The organism is Pseudomonas sp. GW822-FHT02E03 (genome assembly GCF_058802325.1).
The window spans coordinates 27,114-44,957 of the sequence record NZ_JBXAOA010000045.1; the positions used below are offsets into that span (position 1 = coordinate 27,114).

At 59.0% G+C, this 17,844-nt stretch carries 21 protein-coding genes; 5 read left to right on the top strand and 16 right to left on the bottom strand.

What is annotated here, in order from left to right; translation table 11 throughout:
* Positions 1 to 9 precede the first annotated feature (9 nt).
* The 3 genes from AC1RQB_RS23890 to AC1RQB_RS23900 are packed head-to-tail and all read right to left on the bottom strand — an operon-like array spanning position 10 to position 1,639.
* Positions 10 to 723 (bottom strand): PilW family protein, encoded by a 714-nt coding sequence (locus tag AC1RQB_RS23890; RefSeq protein ID WP_063342484.1) that lies wholly within the window; start codon positions 721 to 723, stop codon positions 10 to 12.
* A complete protein-coding gene (gene pilV, locus AC1RQB_RS23895) occupies positions 720 to 1,169 on the bottom strand; it encodes a type IV pilus modification protein PilV (protein WP_063342483.1) in 450 nt (149 codons plus the stop codon). Before pilV ends, AC1RQB_RS23890 begins: the two co-directional genes overlap by 4 nt.
* Positions 1,166 to 1,639 (bottom strand): GspH/FimT family pseudopilin, encoded by a 474-nt coding sequence (locus AC1RQB_RS23900; RefSeq protein WP_008068412.1) that lies wholly within the window; start codon positions 1,637 to 1,639, stop codon positions 1,166 to 1,168. Before AC1RQB_RS23900 ends, pilV begins: the two co-directional genes overlap by 4 nt.
* A gap of 131 nt (positions 1,640 to 1,770) precedes the next feature.
* Between AC1RQB_RS23900 and AC1RQB_RS23905 the strand changes: the two genes are divergently transcribed.
* The gene (locus AC1RQB_RS23905) at positions 1,771 to 2,319 is read left to right on the top strand and encodes a GspH/FimT family pseudopilin (RefSeq protein WP_063342482.1); all 549 of its coding nucleotides are present in this window, start codon (positions 1,771 to 1,773) and stop codon (positions 2,317 to 2,319) included.
* Here the strand turns inward: AC1RQB_RS23905 and ispH are convergent.
* The 6 genes from ispH to murJ all read right to left on the bottom strand — a co-directional run bounded on the left by ispH (position 2,296) and on the right by murJ (position 9,836).
* The gene (gene ispH, locus AC1RQB_RS23910) at positions 2,296 to 3,243 is read right to left on the bottom strand and encodes a 4-hydroxy-3-methylbut-2-enyl diphosphate reductase (RefSeq protein WP_007901894.1); all 948 of its coding nucleotides are present in this window, start codon (positions 3,241 to 3,243) and stop codon (positions 2,296 to 2,298) included. The two genes, AC1RQB_RS23905 and ispH, sit on opposite strands and share 24 nt — an antisense overlap.
* A gap of 192 nt (positions 3,244 to 3,435) precedes the next feature.
* On the bottom strand, positions 3,436 to 3,873 hold the full coding sequence (gene fkpB, locus AC1RQB_RS23915; protein WP_176466970.1) for an FKBP-type peptidyl-prolyl cis-trans isomerase: 438 nt from the start codon (positions 3,871 to 3,873) through the stop codon (positions 3,436 to 3,438).
* A gap of 7 nt (positions 3,874 to 3,880) precedes the next feature.
* The gene (gene lspA, locus AC1RQB_RS23920) at positions 3,881 to 4,393 is read right to left on the bottom strand and encodes a signal peptidase II (protein ID WP_007901890.1); all 513 of its coding nucleotides are present in this window, start codon (positions 4,391 to 4,393) and stop codon (positions 3,881 to 3,883) included.
* Positions 4,386 to 7,217, bottom strand: coding sequence for an isoleucine--tRNA ligase (gene ileS / locus AC1RQB_RS23925; protein ID WP_207267406.1), 2,832 nt, complete (start codon positions 7,215 to 7,217; stop codon positions 4,386 to 4,388). Before ileS ends, lspA begins: the two co-directional genes overlap by 8 nt.
* Entirely contained in the window at positions 7,218 to 8,168 is a 951-nt protein-coding gene (ribF, locus tag AC1RQB_RS23930; RefSeq protein WP_063342480.1) for a bifunctional riboflavin kinase/FAD synthetase, read from the bottom strand.
* 129 nt (positions 8,169 to 8,297) lie between these two features.
* Positions 8,298 to 9,836 (bottom strand): murein biosynthesis integral membrane protein MurJ, encoded by a 1,539-nt coding sequence (murJ, locus tag AC1RQB_RS23935; protein ID WP_063342479.1) that lies wholly within the window; start codon positions 9,834 to 9,836, stop codon positions 8,298 to 8,300.
* Positions 9,837 to 10,088: 252 nt separating this feature from the next.
* Between murJ and rpsT the strand changes: the two genes are divergently transcribed.
* Complete coding sequence (gene rpsT / locus AC1RQB_RS23940; protein ID WP_007901883.1) at positions 10,089 to 10,367, top strand: 30S ribosomal protein S20; 279 nt, start codon at positions 10,089 to 10,091, stop codon at positions 10,365 to 10,367.
* Positions 10,368 to 10,551: 184 nt separating this feature from the next.
* Here rpsT and AC1RQB_RS23945 read toward each other — a convergent pair whose 3' ends face one another.
* The 5 genes from AC1RQB_RS23945 to rplU all read right to left on the bottom strand — a co-directional run bounded on the left by AC1RQB_RS23945 (position 10,552) and on the right by rplU (position 14,313).
* Positions 10,552 to 11,016, bottom strand: a complete 465-nt coding sequence (locus AC1RQB_RS23945) for a CreA family protein (protein ID WP_063342478.1) — start codon at positions 11,014 to 11,016, stop codon at positions 10,552 to 10,554.
* A gap of 12 nt (positions 11,017 to 11,028) precedes the next feature.
* Positions 11,029 to 12,147 carry a glutamate 5-kinase gene (gene proB / locus AC1RQB_RS23950; RefSeq protein ID WP_063342477.1) on the bottom strand — a complete coding sequence of 373 codons (1,119 nt, stop codon included), beginning with the start codon at positions 12,145 to 12,147 and terminating at the stop codon, positions 11,029 to 11,031.
* 123 nt (positions 12,148 to 12,270) lie between these two features.
* Complete coding sequence (cgtA, locus tag AC1RQB_RS23955; RefSeq protein WP_007901876.1) at positions 12,271 to 13,494, bottom strand: Obg family GTPase CgtA; 1,224 nt, start codon at positions 13,492 to 13,494, stop codon at positions 12,271 to 12,273.
* Positions 13,495 to 13,687: 193 nt separating this feature from the next.
* Positions 13,688 to 13,963, bottom strand: a complete 276-nt coding sequence (gene rpmA, locus AC1RQB_RS23960) for a 50S ribosomal protein L27 (RefSeq protein WP_007901871.1) — start codon at positions 13,961 to 13,963, stop codon at positions 13,688 to 13,690.
* Positions 13,964 to 13,998: 35 nt separating this feature from the next.
* Positions 13,999 to 14,313 (bottom strand): 50S ribosomal protein L21, encoded by a 315-nt coding sequence (gene rplU, locus AC1RQB_RS23965; RefSeq protein WP_007901869.1) that lies wholly within the window; start codon positions 14,311 to 14,313, stop codon positions 13,999 to 14,001.
* Positions 14,314 to 14,553: 240 nt separating this feature from the next.
* Here rplU and AC1RQB_RS23970 point away from each other — a divergent pair, with 240 nt between their 5' ends.
* The 3 genes from AC1RQB_RS23970 to AC1RQB_RS23980 all read left to right on the top strand — a co-directional run bounded on the left by AC1RQB_RS23970 (position 14,554) and on the right by AC1RQB_RS23980 (position 16,481).
* A complete protein-coding gene (locus AC1RQB_RS23970; protein ID WP_030129461.1) occupies positions 14,554 to 15,522 on the top strand; it encodes a polyprenyl synthetase family protein in 969 nt (322 codons plus the stop codon).
* 154 nt (positions 15,523 to 15,676) lie between these two features.
* Positions 15,677 to 16,018: a zinc ribbon domain-containing protein YjdM gene (locus tag AC1RQB_RS23975; protein WP_007970912.1), complete on the top strand. Its 342-nt coding sequence runs from the start codon at positions 15,677 to 15,679 to the stop codon at positions 16,016 to 16,018.
* A gap of 205 nt (positions 16,019 to 16,223) precedes the next feature.
* A complete protein-coding gene (locus AC1RQB_RS23980; RefSeq protein ID WP_008068398.1) occupies positions 16,224 to 16,481 on the top strand; it encodes a PA4570 family protein in 258 nt (85 codons plus the stop codon).
* A gap of 143 nt (positions 16,482 to 16,624) precedes the next feature.
* Here the strand turns inward: AC1RQB_RS23980 and bamJ are convergent, their stop codons facing one another.
* Positions 16,625 to 17,242 carry a BamJ family beta-barrel-assembly machinery protein gene (gene bamJ / locus AC1RQB_RS23985; protein WP_007901858.1) on the bottom strand — a complete coding sequence of 206 codons (618 nt, stop codon included), beginning with the start codon at positions 17,240 to 17,242 and terminating at the stop codon, positions 16,625 to 16,627.
* A 130-nt stretch (positions 17,243 to 17,372) separates the two neighbouring features.
* Entirely contained in the window at positions 17,373 to 17,669 is a 297-nt protein-coding gene (locus AC1RQB_RS23990; RefSeq protein WP_063342476.1) for a DUF6482 family protein, read from the bottom strand.
* Between the last annotated feature and the right edge of the window lie 175 nt (positions 17,670 to 17,844).

Genomic DNA, 17,844 nt, shown 5'->3' on the forward strand with positions numbered 1-17,844 from the left:
GCCCTCCCCTCATGGCAACCGGTTGCGCAAGGCGGCAACCACGTTGAAGGTTTGATCGCTGACCCGGTGGTTCGGGTCGGTCAGTGTCAGCGTCAGTCGCACACTTCGGATTCGTGCCGGATCGGATGGGTTGCTGCTGTAGCTGGAGGCAGCCGTATCCGTGGCGGAGCTCGCGAGGCCGAAGCTCACCTTGAAGGCACTGACATTGTTCACCAGCACCTGCTGCGTCGGCGTGCCGGCACCAGAGCCCATCAGCAGTTGATTGTTGCTGAAGCTGTAGATCAGCCGCCGGATCGGAAATGCCAACTGCCCGGATGTTGTCGTTCGTAGGCCGGAGTAGGCCGTTGCAGTGTTGCGACAGTCCGAAACCACCGTCCAGGTCGGCACCCCGCCACTGCCGCCGACATCGGCGGTGACAAGCGTTAATTTGAGGTTGGCATTGTCCCAACTGATCGGCGTGATCTGACTGGCATTGAAATTCCCTGCCGAGCTGGCGTCGATAATCGTGCCCAGGCAACCGAACATGCCGACCATGCGGATTTCCTGAATCATTTTACTCAGGACGAACCGTGCATCTTCCTGCATGCCAGCGGCAGTGTTCTGGCTGACGTAGGTGTTTTTAGCGGCGATGAAGATCTGCGCCACGCCCAGAATCACGACCAGACTCAACGCCAGGGCGATCAGTAACTCGATCAGGCCGAAACCTTTGCTGTTTCTGTTCATGGTGTCGTCGCCGGATCAACGGTGGCGCGACTGGTGAGGACGAAACTGCGGCGCGAGTCGGCGGTATTGGCGGCCCGCGAGTCATCCCAGGTAATGGTGATGGTGTATACCCGTTGGTTTCGGGTAATGCTGCCGGTCGCCATGGCGCCGCCGAAATTGACAATGTTGCTGGTGAAATCGTAAAGGTCCTGATCCCGGGCCACGCTCAGGTTGCCGGAGGTCGGTGGCGTGACGGTGTAATCGGCGCCGGAGTTGGCACGAATGCGGTCCATCATGTCGTAGGCGATAAAACTCGCCTGGCTGGTCATCCGCGAGCTGTCGGTGTACTTCAGCGCATTGAGCTGAATCGCCGCCGCGCCCAATAACCCCACGGCCAGAACCAACAACGCGACCAGTACCTCGATCAGCGTCATGCCCTCCTGTGCGCGCTTGCTCCAACCCCTCATCCGCAACTTCCACCCAATAGAATTCGTCCGTTCAAACACACATTCAGCGTCCTGCTCTGTGCCCCCAGTACATAACTGATCACGACGGCCGTGGACGGCGCCGACAAACCGCCCAGATTGTTGAAATCAATAGCGGTCACTCCTGAGGTTAGCGTCAGAGTGGCGCCACTGCTCATCGCTGGAACAACCCGCAATACATTGGCCGGATTGCCGGTACCGTCATAAACGGTCAGCTCGCCGGTCCAGACACTGCCGCCGGCTGTCGGGCGAACCCGGGTGGTGAGGCCCCGGTCAATCGCCTCAAGCCGGGCGAAATTGAGCGCGCGTTGCAGGTCGCCGATCTCGGTGTCGGCCTTGGTGCTTTGCACCGAGCGGGTAAACGCCGGAACAGCCAGGCTGATCAGGATCAGAAACACGGCGAGCGTGATCAGCAGCTCGATCAGCGTGAAACCTTTTGTACGATGATCCATCGGTGCCCTCCGTTGCCGTCGGCTATACCTGCTTCTACACGCTAGAACATTCGACCGACAGATGTACGGTTGTTTTGCCATTACTCGCGCAGGGATCGCGCGGACCGCAGCACTCCAGGGAGGGAGATAACATGCATCAGCAAGGATTCAGCCTGATCGAACTGCTCATGGGACTGACAATTGTCGGGATTGTTCTGCTGTTGGTCAGTCCGGCGTTCGCCGAACTGACAGAATCGAACCATCGAGAACAGGCGGCGCAGTCGATTGTCAGTGGTATGCGTAATGCCAGAACCGCTGCCATCACACGCAATCAGAGTGTGGTGATACACGGAATCAACGGCGACTGGGGCCAGGGTTGGCGGATCATTCTGGATGTCAGCGGCAAAGGCCCGGAGGACAGCAGCAATCCGCTGCTGGTCGAGCAACAGAGCGACGCTCGAGTGCCCATTGTCGGCAATCGGCCGGTCAAGAATTTCGTACAGTTCAGCAGCCTGGGCGAACCGCAGTTGCCCAGCGGTGCCTTTCAAGCGGGGACGGTACATATTTGCGCCAGCCGCAAACCGGTCAGCCTGCACCAGGTGGTGCTGTCCCGGACCGGTCGCGTCAGCCTGCGCAGCGATAAGACTGAACAGGCGCTGTGCGCGGGAGGAGAAGATTCAGAGCAGGGAGCGGACGCGTAGCTCTTTAGGCATCGAGAAGGTGATGTTCTCTTCACGCCCGGCCAACTCATCGGCCCCGGTGGCACCCCAAGCCTGCAACTGCTGGATCACGCCACGCACCAATACTTCCGGAGCGGAGGCACCAGCGGTGATGCCAATACGCTCGACACCATCGAACCAGCTCTTCTGCAGGTCTTCGGCGCCGTCGATCAGATAGGCCGGGGTGGCCATGCGTTCAGCCAGTTCACGCAGGCGATTGGAGTTGGAGCTGTTCGGGCTGCCGACCACCAGCACCACGTCGCATTCGTCTGCCAGCTGCTTGACGGCATCCTGACGGTTTTGCGTGGCGTAGCAGATATCGTCCTTGCGCGGGCCGCCGATCGCCGGGAACCGAGTACGCAGGGCGTCGATCACGCGACTGGTATCGTCCATGGACAGGGTGGTCTGGGTGACGAAGGCCAGTCTTTCAGGGTTGTTTACCTGCAGCTCGGCGACATCTTTCTCGTCCTCGACCAGATAGATCGCGCCACCATTGCTGCCATCGTACTGGCCCATGGTGCCTTCTACTTCCGGATGGCCGGCATGGCCAATGAGGATGCATTCACGGCCGTCGCGGCTGTAACGCGCGACTTCGATGTGTACCTTGGTCACCAGCGGGCAAGTAGCGTCGAACACCTTCAGGCCACGGCCTGCGGCTTCGGTACGCACGGCCTGGGAAACGCCATGGGCGCTGAAGATCACGATCACGTCATCCGGCACCTGATCCAGTTCTTCGACGAAGATCGCCCCGCGGGCGCGCAGGTCTTCGACGACGAATTTGTTGTGGACCACTTCGTGGCGCACGTAGATCGGCGGCCCGAAGACTTCCAGGGCGCGGTTGACGATTTCGATCGCCCGGTCCACACCGGCGCAAAAGCCACGGGGATTGGCGAGTTTGATTTGCATGCTGTGCCTCGTGTCTTGCGCGCAAGAAATAGTAATGCCACCTGTCATTCGAACACCGGGCTCGAAAACAGTGAAAATCTTAATGTGGGAGCAGGCTCGCTCGCGAAAGCGTCATCACATGTAACATCAATGGCGACTGACACACCGCTTTCGCGAGCAAGCCCGCTCCCACATTGGACCGAGTTCGGTCAGTTACAGCGCTTTGACGTTGAAGATCTCGACGTCAAAGGTCAAGGTTTTACCGGCCAGCGGGTGGTTGAAGTCGATGGTCACCTGGGCGTCATCGAATTCTTTCACCACACCGGGCAGCTCAGTATTGGCCGCATCGTTGAAGATCACCAGCAAGCCAGGCGACAGTTCCATATCCTTAAACTGAGAGCGCGGGATGATCTGCACGTTTTGCGGGTTGGGCTGACCAAAGGCGTTTTCCGGCTCGATAGTCAGGGTGCGTTTGTCGCCGGCCTTGAAGCCGAACAGCGCGGCTTCGAAACCTGGCAACAGGCTGCCGTCGCCAACCTTGAAGGTCGCCGGGGCTTTGTCGAAGGTACTGTCGACGGTGTCGCCGTTCTCCAGGCGCAACGCAAAGTGCAAGGTGACTTCCGTGTTCTGGCCAATGCGTTGCTCAGCCAATACCTGTTCAGTCATGAACGGTTTCTCCGGTCTTTTTACTTTTGAACATATCCAGTGCAAGCATCACGGCACCGACAGAAATTGCGCTGTCAGCAAAGTTGAACGCCGGGAAATACCAGCGGTTCTGCCAATGCACCAGAATGAAATCGATCACATGGCCCAAGGCAATGCGGTCGTACAGGTTACCCAACGCGCCACCCAGCACCAGCGCCAATGCGACTGCCAGCCAGGTTTCGTTGCGCCCCAGGCGCTTGAGCCAGACCACCAGCACCGCACTGACCACCACCGCGATCAGGGCGAACAGCCAGCGCTGCCAGCCTGAGCTGTCAGCCAGGAAACTGAACGCCGCGCCGGTGTTGTAAGCCAGGGTCCAGCTGAAGTAATCGGGGATCACCACGATTTGCTGGTACATGCTCAGCGAGCCTTCGAAGTAGAACTTGCTGGCCTGGTCGATGACCAGGACCAGCAAACTCAACCAGAGCCAGCTCAGCCGTCCGAAACGGCCAACGGCATTAGGCATAGTGACGAACCTCGCCAGCGCCGCTGATGTTGTCGACGCAACGACCGCAGATTTCCGGATGCTCCGGGTTCACGCCGACGTCTTCACGGCAGTGCCAGCAACGGGCGCACTTGGCATGGCTCGACTTGACCACTTTGAGCTTCAGGCCGCCGACTTCGGTGACCACCGCGTCTGCCGGAGCCTGCACCAACGGTGCAACGGCGGCAGTCGAGGTGATCAACACGAAGCGCAGTTCGTTGCTCAGCTTGGCCAGATCGGCGCTCAGCGCGTCTTCGGCGAACAGCGTCACTTCGGCTTGCAGGTTGCCACCGACGGCCTTGGCCGCACGCTGGATCTCCATTTCCTTGTTGACCGCCACCTTCACCGCCATGATCCGCTCCCAGTAGGCGCGGTCCAGCTCGAAGCCTTCCGGCAATTCGGTCAGGCCTTCGTACCAGGTGTTGAGCATCACAGACTCGTTACGCTCGCCCGGCAGGTACTGCCACAGCTCGTCGGCGGTGAACGCCAGGATTGGCGCGATCCAGCGCACCAGCGCTTCGCTGATGTGGTACAGCGCGGTTTGCGCCGAACGACGGGCCTTGCTGTTGGCGCCAGTGGTGTACTGACGGTCCTTGATGATGTCGAGGTAGAAACCACCCAGCTCCTGCACGCAGAAGTTGTGGATCTTGGAGTAGACGTTCCAGAAGCGGTATTCGCCGTAGTGCTCTTGCAGCTCGCGTTGCAGCAGCAGGGTGCGATCCACGGCCCAACGGTCCAGCGCCAGCATTTCTTCGGCCGGCAGGATGTCGGTGGCCGGGTTGAAACCGGTCAGGTTGGAAAGCAGGAAGCGCGCGGTGTTACGGATGCGCCGGTAGGCGTCCGCACTGCGTTGCAGGATCTGCTCGGAAACCGCCATTTCACCCGAGTAGTCGGTAGAAGCAACCCACAGACGCATGATATCGGCGCCCAAGGTGTCGTTGACCTTCTGCGGCGCGATCACGTTGCCCAAAGACTTGGACATTTTGCGGCCGGACTCGTCGACGGTGAAACCGTGGGTCAGCAGCTCGCGGTACGGCGCGTGGTCATCGATGGCGCAACCGGTCAGCAACGACGAGTGGAACCAGCCGCGGTGTTGGTCCGAACCTTCCAGGTACAGGTCGGCGCGTGGACCGGTCTCGTGGCCCATCGAGTGCGAGCCGCGCAGGACGTGCCAGTGCGTGGTGCCCGAGTCGAACCAGACGTCCAGGGTGTCGCTGATCTTGTCGTACAGCGGCGCTTCTTCACCGAGCAACTCGGCGGCGTCCATCTTGAACCAGGCTTCAATGCCTTCGACTTCGACGCGCTGGGCAACGATTTCCATCAGTTCGACAGTGCGTGGGTGCAGCTCGCCGCTTTCCTTGTTCAGGAAGAACGGGATCGGCACGCCCCAGTTGCGCTGACGGGAGATGCACCAGTCAGGACGGTTGGCGATCATGGAGTGCAGGCGCGCCTGGCCCCAGGCCGGAACGAATTTTGTCTCTTCGATGGCTTTGATCGCCCGCTTGCGCAGGGTTTCGCCGGTTGCAGGCTCTTTGTCCATGCCGATGAACCACTGCGCGGTGGCGCGGTAGATCAGCGGGGTCTTGTGACGCCAGCAGTGCATGTAGCTGTGTTCAATGGTTTCGGTGTGCAGCAGCGCGCCGACTTCCGACAGTTTGTCGACGATGGCCGGGTTGGCCTTCCAGATGAACTGGCCGCCGAAGAACTCCAGCGACGTGGCGTATACGCCGTTGCTTTGCACCGGATTGAGGATGTCGTCGTTGACCATGCCATAGGCTTTACAGGTCACGAAGTCGTCTACGCCGTAGGCTGGCGAGGAGTGAACCACACCGGTGCCCGCGCCCAGTTCGACGTATTCGGCCAGGTAAACCGGCGACAGACGATCGTAGAACGGGTGACGGAAGTTGATCAGTTCCAGTGCTTTACCGGTGGTGGTCGCAATGACCGAGCCTTCCAGGCTGTAGCGGGCCAGGCACGACTCGACCAGCTCTTCAGCCAGCACCAGCAGTTTGTCGCCGACGTCGACCAGGGCGTAGTTGAATTCCGGGTGAACGTTCAGCGCCTGGTTGGCCGGGATGGTCCACGGGGTGGTGGTCCAGATCACGATCGAAGCAGGTTTGCCCAGCGATGGCAGACCGAACGCGGCAGCCAGTTTGGCTTCGTCGGCGATCGGGAAGGCCACGTCGATGGTCGCGGATTTCTTGTTCTCGTACTCGACTTCCGCTTCAGCCAGGGCCGAACCGCAGTCAAAGCACCAGTTCACAGGCTTCAGGCCCTTGAACACGAAGCCACCCTTGACGATTTCCGCCAGGGCGCGGATTTCACCGGCCTCGTTTTTGAAGTCCATGGTTTTGTACGGGTTGGCGAAATCGCCCAACACACCCAAACGGATGAATTCGGACTTCTGGCCTTCGATCTGCTCGGTGGCGTAGGCACGGCACAGTTCGCGGGTTTTGTCCGCGCCCAGGTTCTTGCCGTGGGTCACTTCGACTTTGTGCTCGATCGGCAGGCCGTGGCAGTCCCAGCCCGGAACATAAGGCGCGTCGAAACCCGACAGGGTTTTCGAGCGGATGATCATGTCCTTGAGAATCTTGTTCAGCGCATGACCGATGTGAATCGTGCCGTTGGCGTACGGAGGACCGTCGTGAAGTACGAACTTCGGACGATCCTTGCCAATCTCGCGCAACTTACCGTACAGGCCAATGCTGTCCCAGCGCTGCAGAATCTGCGGTTCGCGCTGAGGCAGGCCGGCCTTCATTGGGAAGGCGGTGTCCGGAAGGTTTAGCGTGGCTTTATAGTCGGTCATTTAAGGCTCTTCATTAGCGATTGGCGCTAGGTGCGACAGGGCACGGGCGGCGGCGACATCCGCATTGATCGCCGTCTTAAGCGCCTCCAGAGAGGCGAAACGCTGCTCTTCACGCAGCTTGTGGTGGAAAACCACCGTCAAACGCCGGTCATACAGATCGCCGGCAAAATCTAAAAGATGTACTTCAAGGTGGGCTTTGCCATCACCTTGGACCGTTGGCCTCACGCCGATATTGGCGACGCCTGGCCAGGCCTTGCCGTCGATGTCGATGTTGACCAGATAAACCCCGGACAGCGGTACACGACGACGCTTGAGTTGTATGTTGGCGGTCGGCGTACCGAGCTGGCGCGCCAGCTTCTGGCCATGCAGGACCCGCCCGGCAATCCGGTACGGACGACCGAGCAGCCGCTCGGCCAAGGCAAAATCGGCAGCGGCCAGGGCGTTACGCACCTGAGTGCTGCTGACACGAATGCCGTCCAGCACAACGGTCTGCGCCGCTTCGACGGTAAACCCCTGAAGGACGCCAGCCTGTTGCAGGAAATCGAAATCCCCTAGCCGGTCGCAGCCGAAACGGAAATCGTCGCCGACCTCCAGATGCTGCACGCCGAGGCCGTCCACCAGAATAGTATCGACGAATTCGCTCGCGCTGAGTTTGCTCAGGCGCTGATTGAACGCCAGGCACAGCACCCGGTCGACGCCCTCTTCGGCCAGCAGCTGCAGTTTGTCCCGCAAGCGGGCCAAGCGGGCCGGGGCGGTGTCCGGGGCGAAGAATTCTCGCGGCTGCGGCTCAAAAATCACCACGCAGCTGGGCACGCCCAACTCGAGCGCACGCTCACGCAGCCGGGCCAGGATAGCCTGGTGACCACGGTGAACACCGTCAAAGTTGCCAATAGTGGCGACACAGCCCCGATGCTGGGGGCGCAGGTTGTGGAGGCCTCGAACCAGCTGCATAACGCGCTTCTTGCTCATAAAGTGGTCGATTATAACCACACCCGGCGGCCGACGACAGGCAACACCGTAACCCAAAGTGATCGAGCCGACAAAACCGTCGGCCCGCCCGTGTTTATCGAGACAAAAGCCTCAGTTCAAAGCCTTGCGATTGAAGTCGCGCAAACGGAAGCCCATCAACAGCAACATGCCGAAATAGACCACCACGCCAGCGATCACCAATGCACCCAGACGCAGCAAACGCTCTAGCATATGCCCTTCCGCCCAAGCCGGCATGAAGTGCATTGCGCCCAGCAATACCGCGGACATCACCGCCACCGCCACCAGCAGTTTGAGACCGAACTTCGCCCAGCCCGGTTGCGGCTGATACATCTGCTGCTTGCGCAACTGATAGAACAACAGCCCGGCATTGATGCAGGCGCCCGCGCTGATGGCCAGGGCCAGACCGGCATGAGCCAGCGGACCGATCAGCACCAGGTTGAACAGCTGAGTGACGATCAGGGTGAAAATCGCGATTTTTACCGGAGTCCGGATGTTTTGTTGCGCATAAAAGCCTGGCGCCAGCACTTTGATCACGATAATCCCCAGCAAGCCGACGGAATAGGCAGTCAACGCGCGCTGAGTCATGGCCGCATCGAATGCGCTGAATTGGCCGTACTGGAACAACGAAACCGTCAGCGGCTCAGCCAGAATCCCCAGCGCCAGGGCGCACGGTAATACCAGCATGAAGCACAGGCGCAGCCCCCAATCGAGGATCCGCGAGTATTCGTGGCGATCCTGGCTGGCATAAGTCCTGGCCAGGGTCGGCAGCAGAATCGTGCCCAGTGCCACACCCAGCACACCGGATGGCAATTCCATCAGGCGATCGGCGTAATACATCCAGGAAACGGAACCGGCCACCAGAAACGAAGCAAATATGGTGTTGATGATCAGCGAAATCTGGCTCACCGAAACGCCGATGATCGCTGGCAACATCTGCTTCATGACCCGCCAGACACCGCTATCGCGCAGACTCAGGCGCGGCAGCACCAACATGCCGATCTTCTTCAGGTGCGGCAGTTGAAACAGCAACTGAGCCAGACCACCTACCAGAACGGCCCAGCCCAGAGCCATTACCGGCGGATCGAAATACGGCGTCAGGAACACCGCAAAGACGATCATGCTGACATTGAGCAGGGTCGGCACGAAGGCCGGGACCGAGAAGCGGTTCCAGGTATTGAGGATCGCGCCGGCCAATGAAGACAGGGAGATCAGCAATATATAAGGAAAAGTGACCCGCAGCAGATCGGTGGTCAGCTCGAATTTTTCCGGGGTCGTGACGAAACCCGGTGCCGTAGCCCAGATGACCCAGGGCGCCGCGAGCATGCCCAGCGCGGTGACCAGCGCCAGCACCAGCGTCAGCAGGCCCGAGACGTAGGCAATGAAGGTTCGCGTCGCCTCCTCGCCCTTCTGGCTTTTATATTCGGCGAGAATCGGCACGAACGCCTGGGAAAATGCTCCCTCAGCGAAGATCCGCCGCAGCAGATTGGGCAGTTTGAAGGCGATAAAGAAGGCATCGGTCGCCATTCCCGCACCAAATGCGCGAGCGATAAGGGTGTCGCGAACGAACCCCAACACCCGGGAAACCATCGTGATAGAGCTGACAGCGGCCAACGATTTGAGCAGATTCATTGAAAGAGTTTTTGCCTGTCGATAAACAGCAGGCGAACAACGCGCCCACTTATGCGATACTCCGCGCCGCAACAGCACAGAGCCAAAGCTCGCGAGTTTACAGGTCGCACGCCGGAAAGAAATATCCCGGCGCTCTATACCTGCCACTTAGCGGATCGTCTCAACCGCCCTTGACAAGACATCAACTCATCGGCATGATTCGCGGCCTATTTTGTTTGCTATTTCCTAAAAAGTCTTTCGAGGAGCTCGACGGTGGCCAACACACCTTCCGCCAAAAAACGTGCAAAACAGGCTGAGAAGCGTCGCAGCCACAACGCCAGCCTGCGTTCCATGGTTCGTACCTACATCAAGAATGTAGTTAAGGCCATCGACGCAAAAGACGCTGCCAAAGCTCAAGCTGCTTACGTTCTGGCTGTGCCAGTTATCGACCGTATGGCCGATAAAGGCATCATCCACAAGAACAAAGCTGCTCGTCATAAGAGCCGCCTGAATGGCCACGTAAAGGCCCTGAACGTTGCCGCTGCTGCCTAAGCGACACGCTCATTAAAAAACCGACCTCAGGGTCGGTTTTTTATTGCCTGCGATTTGGCAAACACCACGCAAAAAAATGTGGGAGCTGGCTTACTCGCGAAGGCGGCGTAACAGTCAACATAGATGCTGAATGTCAGCCAGTCTTCGCGGGCAAGCCCGCTCCCACATTTTGATCCTTGCTAGCTTATTGAGCGTGTGCCCACGGCAAAATCGGAATCGCCGTCACCGCATTCTGCGGGCTGCCCTCGATCAAACGATCGCTATAAACCAGGTACACCAGCGTATTGCGCTTCTTGTCGAGGAATCGCACCACTTGCATGGTCTTGAACACCAGGGACGTGCGCTCCTTGAACACCTCCTCGCCATCCTTGAGCTCACCCTTGAAGTTGATCGGCCCGACCTGACGGCACGCAATAGATGCTTCTGCGCGATCCTCAGCCAGACCTAACCCACCCTTTACCCCGCCAGTCTTGGCGCGCGACAGATAGCAAGTCACGCCCTCCACTTTCGGGTCATCAAACGCCTCGACAACGATACGGTCGTTCGGGCCGACGAACTTGAACACCGTCGACACCTGGCCAATTTCATCAGCCGAAGCCAACAGCGGCATCGCCAACAACAAGCCCAATAATCCTTTTGCCACACGCATTCAGGTATTCCTTCAGACCAGAATCAGGTTATCGCGGTGAACCAGTTCCGGCTCCGCCATGTAACCCAGCAGACCGACAATCGCCTCAGACGACTGACCGATGATTTTTTGTGCCTCCAGAGCACTGTAGTTAGCCAGGCCACGGGCGATTTCACGACCGTCCGGCGCCACGCAGACCACCATTTCGCCGCGACGGAAACTGCCCTGGACCAGTTTGACGCCCACCGGCAGCAAACTTTTATTGCCCAGGGACAACGCCGTCACCGCCCCCGCATCCAGCACCAGCGTGCCGCGGGTTTGCAGATGCCCGGCCAGCCACTGCTTACGCGCCGCCAGCATGCCGCGCTCAGGTGACAACAAGGTACCGATGCGCTCGCCAGCCTTGAGACGATCCAGCACGCGATCAATGCGCCCGCCGACAATGATGGTGTGCGCACCGGAACGCGCGGCCAGACGCGCAGCGCGCAACTTGGTCTGCATTCCGCCACGACCCAGTGCACCGCCCGTGCTGCCAGCCACCGCATCCAGTGCCGGATCATCGGCACGCGCCTCGTAAATCAGCTTGGCATCGGGATTGTTGCGCGGATCAGCGTCGAACATGCCGTCGCGATCGGTGAGGATCACCAGCAAATCAGCTTCAACCAGATTCGCCACCAACGCTGCCAACGTGTCGTTGTCGCCGAAACGGATTTCGTCAGTGACCACGGTGTCGTTCTCGTTGATCACCGGGATCACCTTGAGCTCGACCAGCGCGCGCAAGGTACTGCGAGCGTTGAGGTAGCGCTTGCGGTCGGACAAATCGTCGTGAGTCAGGAGAATCTGCGCGGTATGTCGGCCATGCTCGGCGAAGCTCGACTCCCAAGCCTGCACCAACCCCATCTGACCGATGGCGGCAGCGGCCTGCAACTCGTGCATTGCACTGGGTCGTACAGTCCAGCCCAAGCGGCTCATACCCGCCGCCACTGCCCCGGAGGACACCAGCACCAGCTCAACACCCGCCTCGTGCAGGGCAACCATCTGCTCAACCCAGACACCCATTGCCGCGCGATCCAGGCCTTTGCCGTCCGCCGTCAGCAAAGCGCTGCCGATCTTCACGACCCAACGCTGCGCACCTGTCACCTTGCTCCGCATCATCTTCAACCTTAGCTTGAGGACAGCACGACCCAGCGCTGCCCGTAACGTTATTCGTGACTACCGATTTCCAGATACTAAAACGCCGCTCTAGTGAGCGGCGCTTAAGTTTATCGCAACGAATCAGTCACGCACGTAAATGATTTCCGGACCGTCTTCGTCATCCACATCTTCTTCGTCCCAATCGTCGTCACCGATGTCATGAACCGACTTCACGCCACTGCGACGCAGGGCACGCTGATCGTCCAGCGCCTGCAGCTGGGCACGCGCTTCATCTTCGATACGCTGATCGAGCTCGGCCAGCTCTTCCTTGTAGGCCGGGTCGTTAGCCAGACGATCGGCACGATCTTCCAGGTAACGCATGATGTCATGGCAAAGACGCTCGGTGCCTTGCTTGGCGATCGCCGAGATCACGTAGACCGGACCGGTCCACTCCAGACGATCAACGATTTCCTTGACGCGAGCATCGTGCTCTTCTTCAAGGATCTGGTCGCATTTGTTCAGTACCAGCCAGCGATCACGCTCAGCCAGGGACGGGCTGAACTTGGTCAGCTCGCTGACGATCACTTCAGCGGCATCCGGAGCACTGGTGTCATCCAGCGGCGCCATGTCGACGAGGTGCAGCAGCAGACGGGTACGCGACAAGTGCTTGAGGAAACGAATCCCCAGGCCTGCGCCGTCGGAAGCACCTTCGATCAGACCCGGAATGTCCGCCACCACGAAGCTTTTCCAGCGATCGACGCTGACCACACCCAGGTTCGGCACCAGAGTGGTGAACGGGTAGTCGGCGACTTTCGGCTTGGCGGCCGATACCGAGCGAATAAAGGTACTTTTGCCGGCGTTCGGCAAACCGAGCAGACCGACGTCCGCCAACACCTTCATTTCCAGTTTCAGGTCGCGCTGCTCACCCGGTTTGCCCGGTGTGGTCTGGCGCGGCGCCCGGTTGGTGCTGGATTTGAAACGAGTGTTACCCAGACCGTGCCAGCCACCATGAGCCACCAACAGACGCTGGCCGGCCTTGGTCAAGTCGCCGATCACTTCCTGAGTCGCGGAATCGATAACGGTAGTGCCAACTGGAACGCGCAGCACCAGCTCCTCACCCTTCTTGCCGGTGCAGTCAGTGCTGCCGCCGTTGGAACCACGCTCGGCATCGAAGTGCCGGGTGTAACGGTAGTCCACCAGGGTGTTGAGGTTTTCGTCGGCGACCATGTAGACCGAGCCGCCATCACCACCATCACCACCGTTCGGGCCGCCGTTTTCAATGAATTTTTCGCGACGGAAGCTCATGCAACCGTTGCCGCCGTCCCCGGCCTTTACTCGAATCGATACTTCATCAACAAACTTCATAACAAAACGCCTCTCGCCATACGGACGAGCCGAAAAAACCTAGACATAAGACTCTTGCAAAAATGAGCGCAGCGACCTCAATCAACGACCGCCAATACAGCGCTGGAGCCCATCACAAACAGCTTTGCAAGAGACTCACCCCACAAACGAAAAAGCCCCGTCGCAAGACAGGGCTTTTCCAGCAACTACGTAATTATGCCGCGACGACGTCAGTCTTCGGGACAATGCTTACGTAACGACGACCGAAGGCGCCCTTTACTTCGAACTTGATCACGCCGTCGATTTTAGCGAACAGAGTGTGATCTTTGCCCATGCCAACGCCGTAGCCAGCGTGGAATTGGGTGCCGCGCTGACGCACGATGATGTTGCCCGGAATGATAACCTGGCCGCCATACATCTTCACGCCAAGGCGTTTGGCTTCTGAGTCGCGACCGTTACGGGTACTACCACCAGCTTTTTTGTGTGCCATGAGTTCAATTCTCCTAGTGAGGAATTAGGCTGAAATTAAGCCTGAATACCGGTGATTTTGATCTCGGTGTACCACTGGCGGTGGCCCATACGCTTCATGTGGTGCTTACGACGACGGAACTTGATGATGCGGACTTTATCGTGACGACCTTGGGAGATCACTTCAGCCACAACGGTAGCGCCAGGAACAACTGGAGCGCCGATATTCACGTCGTCGCCATTGGCAACCAACAGAACGCGATCAAAAGTAACGGATTCGCCGGTAGCGATTTCCAGTTTTTCGATCTTCAGGTATTCACCTGGAGCAACTTTGTACTGCTTGCCACCAGTAACGATTACTGCATAAGACATGGTATTTCTCCGATAATCCTGCTCACCCAGCTCTTTATAAGAAGAGGTATTGGCTGGCATGGCTGCATAAGGCTGGAAGGCCTGTTTGCAATTGCGTAAGGCAGGTGCTGCCCAGGAAGTTCAGGGTGCGCGATTGTACGCAAGCTGCTTGAGCGTTGCAAGTGGTCGTCTATCGTGCCTTGACACCCGCCGACGTGGGTCCTAGCATGCCGCGCAACCCTTCTGGAGCAACTGTCGCTGATGCAACCCCAAGCTTTCTACCGCGCGGTGGCGGACGATTTTAGCGCCGTCGACGGCATCATCAAGAAACAGCTGACTTCCCGAGTGCCGCTGGTATCGAAAATCGGCGACTACATTACCTCGGCTGGCGGGAAACGCCTGCGCCCGTTGCTCGTGCTGCTGTGCGGCAAGGCACTCGGCCGCGAAGGCGATGACCTGCGTCTGTTGGCCGCGACCATCGAGTTCCTGCACACCGCCACTTTGCTGCATGACGACGTTGTCGATATGTCCGGCATGCGCCGTGGCCGCTCGACCGCCAACGCCATGTGGGGCAACGCGCCAAGCGTGCTGGTGGGCGACTTCCTGTATTCGCGCTCTTTCGAAATGATGGTCGAACTGGGCTCCATGCCGGTGATGAAGATCCTTTCGCAAGCCACGCGCATCATCGCTGAAGGCGAAGTGTTGCAGCTGTCGAAGGTCCGCGACGCCAGCACCACCGAAGAAACCTACATGGAAGTCATCCGCGGCAAAACCGCGATGCTCTTCGAAGCCTCGACCCACAGTGCCGCCGCTCTGGCCGGTGCCTCGCCAGAACAGAGCGAAGCACTGCGCACCTTCGGCGATCACCTGGGGGTGGCCTTCCAATTGGTCGACGACCTGCTGGATTACCGTGGCGATGCCGAAACCCTGGGCAAGAACGTCGGCGACGATCTGGCCGAAGGTAAACCGACTCTGCCGCTGATCTACACCATGCGCGAAGGCACTCCTGAGCAGGCTGCACTGGTTCGTCAGGCGATCCAGAAAGGTGGTATCGAAGATCTGGAAAGCATTCGCGAAGCTGTTGAAGCTTCCGGTTCGCTGGATTACACCGCGCAACTGGCCCGCGATTATGTGGCCCGTGCGATCAAGTGCCTCGACGCCCTGCCCGCCAGCGAATACCGCGATGCGCTGGTTGAGTTGAGTGAGTTCGCAGTCGCCCGCACGCATTAAGATCAAAAGATCGCAGCCTTCGGCAGCTCCTACAGGTGTCCACAAAACCCTGTAGGAGCTGCCGAAGGCTGCGATCTTTTGCTTTCAGCTCCCTGCGCCTGAAAAACCCTATACAATGTGCGCTTTTTAGCGATCCTGAATCCAAGGAGCCTTAGTGAGCACGCTGCCACCCTGCCCAAAATGCAATTCCGAATACACCTACGAAGACGGCACCCAGCTGATCTGCCCCGAGTGCGCCCACGAATGGTCCGCCAGCGGTGAAGCCGAAGCAGCGTCCGATGACACAGTGAAAAAGGATTCGGTCGGCAATGTCCTGCAGGACGGCGATACCATCACCGTGATCAAGGACCTCAAGGTCAAAGGCACATCGTTGGTGGTCAAGGTCGGCACCAAGGTCAAGAACATCCGCCTGTGCGATGGCGACCACGACATCGACTGCAAGATCGATGGCATCGGCCCGATGAAACTCAAATCCGAGTTCGTCAGAAAAGTCTGAGTCTGCTGCATTCCATCCCGCGCCCGGCGCGGGATGGTGCTTCGCCCTTCCCCGAATCACCCAGCATTCCCGCGCAATAGCCAAACGCCATTCGTTTTGACACCCAGCAATTTCCCACAGAAAAAAACACAAACCGCCAATAGGCCCTTGCTATTTGATGAATAAGAATTATTCTCATTGAAACCCATCAAAGGAGATGAGACTCATGACTTATTTGATCGATGCCTGGCTGGACCGCCCACACCCCTACCTCAGAATCCTGCATCGGGAAACCGGGGAAGTTTGTGCGGTACTTGAAGAAGAAGCCTTGAACGAGCTGCAGGATCAGGGTGATCTGGACGTCAATGGCTTAAGCTCCAGCGAGCCGGTGGTGCTCAAGGAACTGGTGCGCAATCTGTTTCTGTTCTGCTATGCCCGGGCGTTGCGCCCGACGAATGAGCTGCACAACAAGATTGAACTATGAAAATGCAACATGTCGGAGCGAGCCCTGTGGGAGCGGGCTTGCTCGCGAAGAGGTCATGACATTCAACATCATCGCTGAATGACACACCGCATTCGCGAGCAAGCCCGCTCCCACATGACCGAGCCCGTTCCGACACTCAGGTCTTACAGAACGTCGAGCAGTTCGACGTCGAATACCAGTACGCTGTGCGGCGGAATGCTGCCAACGCCTTGAGCGCCGTAAGCCAGTTCGCTCGGCACGTACAGACGCCATTTGCTGCCGGCGTTCATCAGTTGCAGGGCTTCGGTCCAGCCAGCGATAACGCCGCCTACCGGGAATTCTGCAGGCTGACCACGATCGTAGGAGCTGTCGAACACAGTGCCGTCGATCAGGGTGCCGTGGTAGTGAGTGCGCACTTGGTCTTCACGGGTCGGCTTGGCGCCTTCACCCTGGGTCAGCACTTCGAATTGCAGGCCGGAAGCCAGAGTGGTGATGCCTTCGCGCTTGGCGTTTTCAGCCAGGAAAGCCAGGCCTTCGCCAGCAGCGGCTTCAGCCTTGGCTGCAGCTTCGGCCTGCATGATTTCGCGGATCACCTTGAAGCTGGCGGACATCTCTTCCTGACCCACACGGCTTGGCTTGCCGGCGAACGCGTCGGTCAGGCCAGCCAGGATTGCGTCGAGGCTAACGCCCGGAGGCGGGTTGTCACGCAGCTGGTCGCCCAACTGACGGCCAATGCCGTAGCTGACGCGGGTTTCGTCGGTAGACAGATTTACTTCGGACATGACACTGCTCCGTTGTGCGGACGGCCCTGGAACTTGCCGTGCGTGCACAGCGCATCCCGGAGCGCCCGGAATCAAAAGGGCGAGCAGACTAGCACAGATGCCGTCACGTTGATGAGCCGTGTCGGGCCTGTCACGCGGAACGGAAAGTGATCGGTACTTTCAGGCTTTCCTCGGTGCTGGCACCGCACATTTCATCCTGAACCGAGGTATGCACGACGTTGAACGACAACTTGGGAAAGGCATGAAGCACTTCACGCGCATGCTCGACCGAGCGCAGATGCAATATCTCGCCGTGCGCATCGCGCAATGGATGCCCCGCGCCATGCATCCGTGCCTCCAGCACGTAAAACACGCCTTCCATCGAGATCAGGTTAAGCTCATCGACCTTTCCGGCGACGGCATACGCATTCAATTCTTGCAGAGTCATGAGCGCACCTCACGCGGTGGCGGGCCAGGATCTCTACATGGAATGCCTCGACGGGCCAAAGTACAAGCCACAGACGACACCACCCGTCTGTTTCACAAAACTGTGGGAGCGGGGGGGGGGGGGGGGGGGGGGGGGGGGGGGGGGGGGGGGGGGGGGGGGGGGGGGGGGGGGGGGG